The organism is Orenia sp., from assembly GCF_055140805.1.
In genome coordinates, this window is the sequence record NZ_JBSQYM010000100.1 from 1 (window position 1) to 10,997 (window position 10,997).

The 10,997-nt window shown below is 32.8% G+C and carries 9 protein-coding genes; 1 reads left to right on the plus strand and 8 read right to left on the minus strand.

Annotated elements, in window-relative coordinates:
* The first annotated feature begins 355 nt into the window (after positions 1–355).
* Complete coding sequence (locus ACTCDL_RS10435) at positions 356–1,204, plus strand: DegV family protein (RefSeq protein WP_463176412.1); 849 nt, start codon at positions 356–358, stop codon at positions 1,202–1,204.
* A gap of 126 nt (positions 1,205–1,330) precedes the next feature.
* Here ACTCDL_RS10435 and ACTCDL_RS10440 read toward each other — a convergent pair whose 3' ends face one another.
* From ACTCDL_RS10440 to ACTCDL_RS10475, 8 genes are all read right to left on the minus strand, one after another.
* Positions 1,331–2,494, minus strand: a complete 1,164-nt coding sequence (locus ACTCDL_RS10440) for an aminotransferase class I/II-fold pyridoxal phosphate-dependent enzyme (protein WP_463176413.1) — start codon at positions 2,492–2,494, stop codon at positions 1,331–1,333.
* Positions 2,491–2,976: an Lrp/AsnC family transcriptional regulator gene (locus tag ACTCDL_RS10445; protein WP_463176414.1), complete on the minus strand. Its 486-nt coding sequence runs from the start codon at positions 2,974–2,976 to the stop codon at positions 2,491–2,493. Before ACTCDL_RS10445 ends, ACTCDL_RS10440 begins: the two co-directional genes overlap by 4 nt.
* A gap of 259 nt (positions 2,977–3,235) precedes the next feature.
* A complete protein-coding gene (locus tag ACTCDL_RS10450) occupies positions 3,236–4,414 on the minus strand; it encodes an EAL domain-containing protein (RefSeq protein WP_463176420.1) in 1,179 nt (392 codons plus the stop codon).
* A gap of 494 nt (positions 4,415–4,908) precedes the next feature.
* Positions 4,909–5,898 carry a glucosaminidase domain-containing protein gene (locus tag ACTCDL_RS10455; protein WP_463176415.1) on the minus strand — a complete coding sequence of 330 codons (990 nt, stop codon included), beginning with the start codon at positions 5,896–5,898 and terminating at the stop codon, positions 4,909–4,911.
* 330 nt (positions 5,899–6,228) lie between these two features.
* A complete protein-coding gene (locus tag ACTCDL_RS10460) occupies positions 6,229–7,641 on the minus strand; it encodes a D-alanyl-D-alanine carboxypeptidase family protein (protein ID WP_463176416.1) in 1,413 nt (470 codons plus the stop codon).
* Positions 7,642–7,722: 81 nt separating this feature from the next.
* Positions 7,723–8,586 (minus strand): 5'-nucleotidase, lipoprotein e(P4) family, encoded by an 864-nt coding sequence (locus ACTCDL_RS10465; RefSeq protein WP_463176417.1) that lies wholly within the window; start codon positions 8,584–8,586, stop codon positions 7,723–7,725.
* A 547-nt stretch (positions 8,587–9,133) separates the two neighbouring features.
* Complete coding sequence (locus tag ACTCDL_RS10470; protein WP_463176418.1) at positions 9,134–9,490, minus strand: hypothetical protein; 357 nt, start codon at positions 9,488–9,490, stop codon at positions 9,134–9,136.
* 343 nt (positions 9,491–9,833) lie between these two features.
* On the minus strand, positions 9,834–10,622 hold the full coding sequence (locus tag ACTCDL_RS10475; RefSeq protein ID WP_463176419.1) for a YdcF family protein: 789 nt from the start codon (positions 10,620–10,622) through the stop codon (positions 9,834–9,836).
* Positions 10,623–10,997 lie beyond the last annotated feature (375 nt).

Genomic DNA, 10,997 nt, shown 5'->3' on the forward strand with positions numbered 1-10,997 from the left:
TAAAATTAGCGTGAGTGGGTGTGTGAGTGTGAGTAAACCCTAATAAAAAGAAGTTTTACACACACTCACACTCATAGCTCACACTCGACACAAAGTGTCACATTATCTCTATACTGTATTAATTTCCCTAATAACCTAATATTTATTATAGAAATATATATCTTAAATTGCATAGACTATAGTAGATAGTAATTACATTAAGAGGATTTGACTACTAGCTAGTACTAAATAAATAATCAAACCTCTTAACAATTGTCAATTACTCACTACTTATTGATAAATTAGATTGATTGGTTAAAGTTGATTGTGATATAATAAAATCAAAATATTCTTATAAAGAAGGTGATTTGTTCAAATGAATCAAAAAATTGCTCTATTAACTGACAGCACCTGCGATATTCCTAAAGAAATTCTAAAAGAAAAAAATATACAAAGCCTTCCTTTGAAGATAATTTATAAAGATGAAGAATATACCGATCGGGTAGATATTCAGCCAGAAGAGATTTATAATAGTTTTTCAGAGGAAATTCCAACAACTTCTATGCCGTCCCCCAATGACGCCCAAAAAATTCTTTTAAATCTCAAAGAGAAGGGATTTACCCATGTTATCGCAATCCATATCTCTAGTGGTTTAAGTGGTACTTATAATATGGTTAGAATGATTGCTCAACAAGTAGAGGATATTACTGTAGAGGTAATCGATTCTAAAGCATTATCTATGGGATTGGGAAGATTGGTTCTTTATGCTGCTGAATTGATTGAAAAAGGATTAAATTTTACTGATATCATAGAGAAAATAAATAAGAAGATGGAGAATACCGATGTGTTTTTCGTAGTAAAGACCTTAAAGTATCTAATTGAAGGTGGAAGAATTGGTAAAGTATCAGGAACTATCGGAGAGCTTTTAAACCTGAAACCGATTATCTCTATCGATGAAGAGGGGCAATATTATACCCTAAAAAAGTCAAGAGGTAGAAAAAAATCTATTAATACAATCTATAATATCGTTAAAGATAAGATTAAAGAGGGAATCACTACTGTAGATGTAATGCATGGTGCTGCCTACGAGGAAGCTCAGGATTTATTAAAAGAGATAAAGAAATTAGATAATGTCAAAGAGACTTTTTTTGGACAGATTGGTCCATCTATGGTTGTTCATACAGGACCAGGTTTAATTGGAATAGTAGTATCTAAAGTGGATTAAGTGTAAGTGCAAGTGTGAGAAGTAAATGTAAACGCGTAGAATGCTCTTGATTTTACTCACACAGACTACTGGCAGTCACACTATAATAAATAGAGGTACTTGGGTTAACCCAAGTACCTCTATTTATTATAAATTCTTTACAAATCTCTTTATTCTCTTTAAAGCCTCATATATATTATCTAAAGACGAAGCATAAGAACAACGAATAAAACCTTCTCCACTCTTTCCAAAGACATTACCTGGAATTACCACTACACCCTCTTCTGTTAATAGCCTCTCAGCAAACTCTTCAGAACTTAGCCCAGTACTTTTAATAGAAGGAAATACATAAAAGGAGCCTTTAGGTTTAAAACACTTTAAACCAATCTCATTAAGCCCTTTAACGATTACTCTTCTACGCTGATTATAGGATTTAACCATCTTCTCTACTTCCCTATCACCATTACGTAATGCTTCTAAAGCTGCCTTCTGACTAACAATTGGAGCACAGAGCATAGTATATTGATGAATCTTCATCATTGCTTGAATTATTTCTGCTGGAGCTGCTACATATCCAACTCTCCAGCCAGTCATAGCATAAGCTTTAGAGAATCCATTAAACAAAATAGTTCTCTCCTTCACCCCTTCCAGAGTAGCAAAGCTAGTATGCTCTCCTTCATAGGTCAAGCGACTGTATATCTCATCAGCTAGGACAATTAGATTATGCTCTTTAACCACTTCAGCAATCTCCTCTAAATCCTCTCTCTCCATAGTAGCCCCTGTTGGATTACTGGGATAACATAAGACTAAAATCTTACTTTTAGGAGTAAGAGCTTCTCTTAAATCCTTAGCTCGTAGCTTAAAGTTATCCTCTTCTCTAGTCTTAATTCTAACTACCTTACCTCCTGCTAATAAGGTAGACGGTTCATAAGAGACATAACAAGGCTCAGGTAAGAGGACCTCTTCGCCTTCTTTTAATAAAGCTCGTAAAGCTAAATCTAAAGCTTCACTGACTCCCACTGTAACTAAAATCTGATTTTCAGGATTATATTCCAACTTATAATCTCTCTTTAATAGATTAGCTATCTCTTTTCTCAAATCCAAAAGACCATAATTAGAAGTATACATGGTATCTCCTTGTTCTAATGAATAGAAGGCAGCTTCTCTAATGTGCCAAGGTGTAACAAAATCAGGTTCTCCTACCCCTAAAGAGATTACATCTTCTACACCTGATGCTAAATCAAAAAACTTTCTAATACCTGATGGTGGAATTGCCTGTACTCGTGGTGAAATCATCTCTGACCAATTCATGGTGATACCACTAACCGTTCTGCTGGCTTATTCTCTCCTTTAAATATTACTCCATCTTTCTTGTAGGTCTTTAACATAAAGTGGGTAGCTGTACTTTGAACATGCTCAATTGTAGATAACTTCTCAGCAACAAATAAAGCTACCTCCTTCATCGTTCTACCCTCTACCTGTACAGATAAGTCATAGCCTCCAGACATTAAATGTACAGCACTTACTTCAGGAAACTTATAAATTCTCTTAGCAACTGCATCAAAACCAAAATCCCTCTCAGGAGTCACCTTTACATCTATCAAAGCAGAGACCAACTCTTTATCGGTCTTATCCCAGTCAATTAAAGTAGAATACTTGACAATGATATTCTTCTCTTCTAATTGAACAATCTCATCTTCTACCTCTGCTACAGATAAATCTAGCATAGTAGCTATCTGTTCATGGGTCAATTTACTATTATTCTTCAATAATTCTAAAATATCATCTCTCATCTTCACAACCCCTTCTCTACTACTTTAGTTAATTATTTAGCTATTTATCACAAACCACTATTCACTAGCTATTTATGTAATTATTCTCATTACTTCAAATATTAATATGATGATTTTGATAAAATAGCAACTCTTGAAAACTTAAACAATTAATCATATAAACTATAATAACATATCGAGAAATTATTACAAGTTATAAAGGAAGCTAAAAGAAAAAATTATTAGTAAAATTTAATTTTAATAGCTACACCTTGGAAATCTATACCTTAATTTTAATTTTCTTCAACATCTCTTCTGCTGGCTGTGGTCGTTGATAGTAATAGCCTTGCACCAAATCTACCTTACATGTTTTCAAAAAGTCTACCTGTTCTTTCTTCTCTATTCCTTCTGCTAAGACAGTAGCTCCTATTGCTTTTATCCTATCTACTGTCTTGTATATCTCCTCTTTAACTTCAACACCCTCACCAATCTGATTTGCTATAGTTATACATAATTTTACTATTTTAGGTCTTAACTCTTCAACAGCACGTATATCATAAAATCCACATCCTGTATCATCTAAAGCAATATTAACCCCTAGTCCTTTTAGCTCTTTAATCTTAGCCTTAACTTCTTCTAGTTGCGACAGAGGCATATGCTCAGTAATCTCAAAGATAAGTCTAGGTAATAGCTTAGTAAATCTAACATCTGAAATAGTTTTGTAAAATTTATCGTTTAATAATAACTTAGGACCAATATTTAAAAACAACATATATTTATCAGCCAATAAGAGTCCCCATTCTAAGCCTTTAATAATCGCGGTCAACTCCAACTCTTCTGTCAAATCAAAGTAAGCAGCTGCTGCAAAGAGGTCACTTGCCTCAAATAAACCACTATCAATTGGTCCTCTACTTAGTACTTCATAACCTATAATTGTCTCTTCATTTAAAGAGACAATAGGTTGTAAAAAGGTTGAAATTCTCTTCTCTTTAATAATATCTACAAATTTTGCTTTACTTATCAAATTATTATACTTAAACTTGCTTATATCCTCTCTTTCTAATAAATGATTGATATACTCACATGAATCTTCCTTATTAACTTCATCATCTAACGAATTAATTAAAAATTTAAAAGCTACCCTACTGCCAGTAGCTGTACCAAACTCATCTTTTAACATCTCTCTAATCAGTTTACGTCCTGCCAATTTTATAGTCTCTAACTGCTCATCAATATCAACTAGAATATCATCTCCTTTAATAGCAAAGGTTACAGACCAGCATCCATCAAAGACCTCCACTTTTTCTGTTAAGATGCTATGCCTATCTAATAATTGAAAGCTGACTTTTTTAAACTTTTTAGCTATATTATTCTTTATATTAACAACGATAGTATTTCCAAAGATATCTCTAACTTTATCTAGCCTATCTAAACAGAAAATCATCTGATACTTATTCATCCTCACTTGTCGCCCCCTTTAGAAATTACTTGTTATATTCATTTCTAAAAACTATTCTATGTAAATTATGCTTTGGAGTTTGAATTTATGAAGCTCAGCAAACTAAACATTTTCTATTTCAATAAGGTTATATATGTTATTCCCTACTTAAAATCAGATACCTTCTTATAGATTCGTGAATCTAGAATAAAATTTAACTATAACTTTATATAATGAAAAAACGATATTTAGGTGATAGGTGGATAGGAGTTAGGGAAATCTAACCCCCAAACCACCTACCCACCTAATAGCGACAATTTTAGAAATCAGGAGTCAGGAACCAGTTATCAGTGAAACAGACTGATTCCCGATTCCTGACATGAAAGTATCTCATTTCCTCTATATAACCTCATATTTAAATTCCATTCTAGAGTTGTTTATCTATAAAATCAGGGTATATATACCCTGATCACTAAATTAACTATCAAACTAAACTTATGCTTTCAACTTCAAACTCAATCTTTTAATAATCTATCTAACTTTTGTAAGTTATTATATTCGATAATCTCTTGGAGTTCCTTAATATATAGTTCTCTACGTTGGGAATAATTCACTAAACCTTCAGCTAATTTTAAACTATCTAGCTCTTCTCCCTTATCTCTTAGGCTTGTCCTAATCTTCCATAATTCTTCATAAGCATAATGGCTATTTAAATTATTAATATAGCTTTTAATAGAAGCTTCTATTGTATCAAATTTCCTAATCTTATAAGTAGCATTGACAGGTCTATCCTTAGGAACTACCCCTGCAACCTCCTTACTAAAGGTCCACTCCCCAAAGATATTATTGGCCACCCTAGTAAATCTAGAGGTACCCCAGCCTGATTCACAAGCAGCCTGAGCCAAAACTAGAGACAGAGGTATTATATCAACTTTGGAGAGTAATAAATCCAATGATTCCTTTAAATTATCACCTTTAACACTATACTTCTTCTTCAACTGATCTATCCATTCTTTATCCTCTGCATTAATTGTCTGGGAATTAGAATACTCTTTGGCAATAGACTTTAGCTTCCTTCTATCCTCTAGCAACTCTTGGTTGGCATAGTAAGCTCCAATTAGGGTAATACTTAAAAATAGCTTCTTCTTCTTAGCAATATCAGTAATCTGACTAATATCCTCTGGAAACTTCTCCACTTTAAATCTAGGCACCTTGACTGACTCTTGATTGATATTATAATTATATTCTTCTAATAATCTTTCCCAATCTTTATAACTATCATAAGCTATACTTGTAAAGGGTTCTTGCTCAACTTTTTTAGCCTCTTGCACCTCTTTAATTACTTGTTTAGCTTCCTTTGGTGAAGCTAAAGCTTTATTTGTTAAATTATCTTGCTTTAAATTAACATCCTTTGAATCAAATAGGCTAGTCCCAAAATAACCCATTAGAGCTAAGATCATCATGATAGCTAGTACAAGTATTTTCTTTAAATTCAGCTGATTCAATCTAAAACTCCTCTCTTAATTTAAAAGGTGTAGGAGGTAACCTACACCTTTTAATGATTTTATTTAAATCAATTATATCATAATTACTCAGTTATAATCTATACTAATATATGATTTATTTTCCACAAAAGAACCTTTAAGTCAATCTATTCCTTATCTCATCTAAGTCTATAATCGGACTTTGGGAAAAAATGGTTTTGACACATATATGCTATTACTTTATCATCTATCTGCTGATAATCTTCTATAAAATGAGCAAAGTTGTCCCTTAAGACATCTCTAATTTTTTGGCATCTTGGGCCTCTTTATCACCAACAATAATAACTGAATTTAAGCCATTCCTAAATACTCCTCTAAAGTCGCTCCATTACTAGCAATCGTATAAGCAATATGATTATTGCCTACATAACGGAGATGCCATGGCTCATATTGATAACCAGTAACATCCTCTTTACCCTGTGGATATCTAATAATAAAACCAAATTTAGAAGCGTTCTCTTTAAGCCATCTTCCTTCTTTTGTCTCTCCAAAGGATTGGCTTAATAAAAAATTTACTTTAGGACTGGTTACATCCATAGCTAGACCTGTCTGATGTTCACTCTCTCCTGGCTTAGCACTAAATTGATTAGCTCTTTCTAAACCATAGCGCATCGATTTAGAGGTAAATATCGCTTTTTGCCTCTCATAGGAGCGGTAACCAGAAGTAGCATATAAATTGATATTCTCCTCTTTCGCCTGTGTAAAGAGTCTCTCTAAAGCCCTGGCAGCATCCTCTCTCATCAACTTCTTCTCATGAAACTCTGTAAAAGGAAAAGGAACCTTAGGCACTACCAAATTTGCAGGAATATAATTTGAAGGTAGACTATTATTTTTGTTAACTAGAGCTAAGGTATCACTGGGTTCTGCTAAAACAGCATGATCTGTAAGTAGGGCTTGTGCTAAAAATTCTTTAGTTTGAGGTCCATAAATACCATCAACTGTCAAAGGATCATACTGCTTTTGAAAATCGCTAACTATTCTTTTAGTTGTAGGACCATAATCCCCATCCTCTACCAACGAATATCCCAAATCATTAAGGGCTATTTGGATAGCTCTCACCTCTTCTCCTTTAGCACCAACTCTAAAGACTCCATCTGGTAATCTTTTGACAGTAGGTGAGTCACTATGCTTAGGTATAGTTAGAGTTTGACCAATATAAATTCTATCACCAGTCAGCCCATTAGCTTGTTTTAGCTCTTCTATATTCAGATTATACTTTCTAGCAAGCTCAGATAGAGTATCACCTGCTTGTACAATGTAAGTACCTTCTTGTAGTTGGGGTACTTTCAACTCCTGACCTATATAGATTATATCACTGCTCAAAGCATTGATATCCTTCAATTTAGAGACAGTAGTTCCAAACTTATTAGATATTTTTGCTAAGGTATCTCCAGATTCTACTTTATGTATCCTAAAATTTTGAGTTTGAATCTGCTTTAACTCTGCACCCTTAGCAACCCCAATATTAGCAAAGGGTAATGATGCTACCAATAAAGAACCTACCATCAAATTAATACTCTTTACTTTAATATTAGGTAACTTCTCTTTAATATAGTCTCTAATCCCCCGCTCTAAACCTATTCTCTCTTTACTATCTATTTCATCAAAGTCTTTAGCAAACTCACTTAGCTCTTGATCAAGATATAAGATAACTGTATAGCCATCTTTTCTTTTAAGCAGTTTATGTCCAATGAATAGTTCCATAGTTTAACCACCCTTTTTTATTCTAATTAGCTATTTTAGAGGTGAAAAGAGGGTTATTGTAAATACCCCCTTCCCAATTACTTATTCTTGCTTTGGATTTTCCCATTGATTTAAGTGTTCTTTTCTCTTTTGACTCTTCTCTTCTGGACTCTTATCCCACTTATAGTCATAAATAGCCCCTTCCCATTCACCATACATTGGATTAGGTAAGAGAATAAATTTACTCCCAAATTTATCCTTATACTGATCTACTACACCAAAACGCTCTTTAACACCTTTATCAGCAAATTCACTTCTAAAGTCATTTAAATTATCACCCAATAACAGAACAATCCGGTGGGTCTGATCGACATTCTGCCTACGAGGCTCTTTATCTGAAGTATCAGTTCTAGTCAATACATGCTCTGCATCTGCTTGTGGAAATTTCAAGTCCTTCAAATTCTTGATGGTACTATCTTCTAGATGTGACTTGCGATTGGTTATATAAAATACATCGCCACCATTATCAACTACATAATTTAAAAAATCTATAGCTCCTGGCAAGGCTTTAGCTTTTGCAGAGTTAACCCATTCATCCCATCCTGTAGGATAAGCTGTATTCTTATCTACTAAATATGCTTCATAAGGACTATTATCCAAAACAGTCTCATCCACATCAACGATTACTGCTCTTTTTTCTCTTGAGGTATTTATCTTTAAATCATTATTAAAAATAACTTTTGCCATATTAAAGGCTTGGTAAGATAAAGCCCTCATCTCCGCTGCCGCTTGATACCAAGCTGTTGCCATCACTAATTGTTCATTTAAGTCCTTAAGGTTGTATTCTGCTTGATTATTTTCTTTGGGAACCTGATTGCTTTTTTGGGCACATCCACCAAGTAATGCTAATACCATCGGTATTACTATAAGTAATGCTAGATATTTTCTAAATAAATTTTTCCTCATAATCTCTTTTCCTCCTTTTTATTATAATAACTACTTAATTTATCATCTCACTTTCACACAACCCCTACTCTCAAAATTTACATTGTAATTTTAAGGTTATATAGATAAACAACTCTAAAATGAAACAATATAATGAAAAAACGGTACCTTTAGGAATTTGGAATCAGTTATCAGGAACCTGTAAACTATACTGATTCCAAATTCCTGGTTCCTGACACCAAAGTGTCGCAATATCCCCATTAAATTACACTTTAGACTTAGATATCTATAACTAATTAATTTGAATATATTACAATATTTTAGTAATCAAAGACAACTGATGATCAAGAAGCTCTTCTTATCTTTTATTATTCACTAGCTGTTAATCTTTTAATAGCTATCTAAAGTATAGCAATGAATAATTAAATATTTAGAATCTTTCTAATACTAGTATGGTAATATTAATCATAAATAATACAATGAAATATATTATATAACTTTAAATTAACAGTAAAAAAAGCCGGACCACTAGTGGTCTGGCTAAATAATCAGATATGTTAACATCACCCTATCCCTTCTTAGTAATAATCTTCTTAATTCTCTTCTTTCCATCAATAACCTCTTCACTAATCTCTTCTTCTATCTCAATCCGATCACTCTTTAAACTACTGCTATCCAATGATGACTTCATATCATCTTGTAATATTCTCTGTACCTCTATCCCATTTTTGATGATTGAATTTAAACTACCTTGGAAGTCAATTAATTTATCTATAGTAACTCCCTCTAACTTCATAACCTCTCTCATCTCTTCAGCCCCAGCATTGAATAACTCAGCTAAAGCCACCTTCTCTAAAGCTGTAGATTGTAATACATCAATTAAAGCCTCTTCTTTCTTTTTACCCTCTAACTTTAATTCAGGCATTCAGCCTCCTCCTCCTAATTAGTAATCTTTTCATATTATGTTATTATATTTTATTAAAACTAGCGGAGTTATATAACTTAAACATTAATTTTATAAGAATATTTCTATAACAATACTCTATTAGAGGTCCGTGAATCCAGAATAAAATTTAAGCATGGCGTTATATAGAGATAGTGTGAGCTATGAGTGTGAGTGTGTGTAAAACTTCTTTTTATTGGAGTTTACTCACACACCCACTCACACTAATTTTAAAAGTGTCGCAATATCCCCATTAACTTTAATTTTGAACTCATATACATTTAATTCAAACATAAATTTCTATCTTCAACTCATTTAAATTTGTCTACCTTTTAAATGTATACCAAATAAGTCCCATCCATTCATGCATAGCCTTGATATTATTATCTAGCGCCCGACCATTAGGTATAAAATCTAACATACTAAGCTCTCCTTCCAATAAGTAATTTGCAGGAGCCGATATTAATTCATAGCTCCAATTCTTTTGAAAAGAAGAAAGAGAACGTCTCATATGAATAGCATCAGTAACCAAGATTATCCTCCTATAACCCAACCCCTCTAAAATACCTGTAGTATTGACAGCATTAAGCCAAGTAGTCAGGGCTTTATCTTCTACTATTATATGTTCAGCAGAGACTCCTAAATCTATTAACACATCTCTCATCATCTCTGCCTCTGATATACCTGAAATCTTTGGAGGAGTTCCACCAGTTACAACTATATCATATCCCGATTTTTGATAAAGCTTTAAGCCTTCATATAATCTACTTAAGGTTTTAAAACCAACCTCTTCACCCCGTGGTGTACCACGTCTAATCCCCCCACCTAAGATAACAATTGCACTCTTTTTTTCTGATAAGCCTTTTATATCTAAGGGAGCATAATCATTTTCTAAAGGTTTAACAAACAACACTTCCCCAAAATAAGTACTGAAAATATATAGAGAAAACAATAAGAAGATTAATACTAAAGAGATATATCTCTTATTATCTCTTTGCTCAGAATAAGAAATTCCCTTTTTAAAGTTGAGTAAAACTATAATAACTATCAATACAAAAAATAACCCTGGTGGTAATAATAAACTAGCAATTAAATTCCTGATATAATATACCATCTACTTCCCTCCTTTAACTTGTTAAATCATTATTTCGAGCTTAATGGAACTTTTCCTTTATTTTAGCTTGAATCTTTCAATTTACTAATTTAGTATTTTACTTACACTTAGCTTAGCCCTTTACTTCATGTCAATTACATGTTAAAAGTATGGTGTTTAACTTGACAAAAGTAATAAAAATAATTATAATTAACACAACTTCAAGAAAACATAATATTTTGACGTTATTTTTTCTTGAATCTATGTGAAATATTAAAGAGTAACTTATATTTTGATTATAGATCTCCAAGTCTAAAGTGTAATTTAATGGGGATATTGTGACACCTTTAGGAATCAGGAGTCAGCAACCAGTTATCAGTAAAACAGACTGATTCC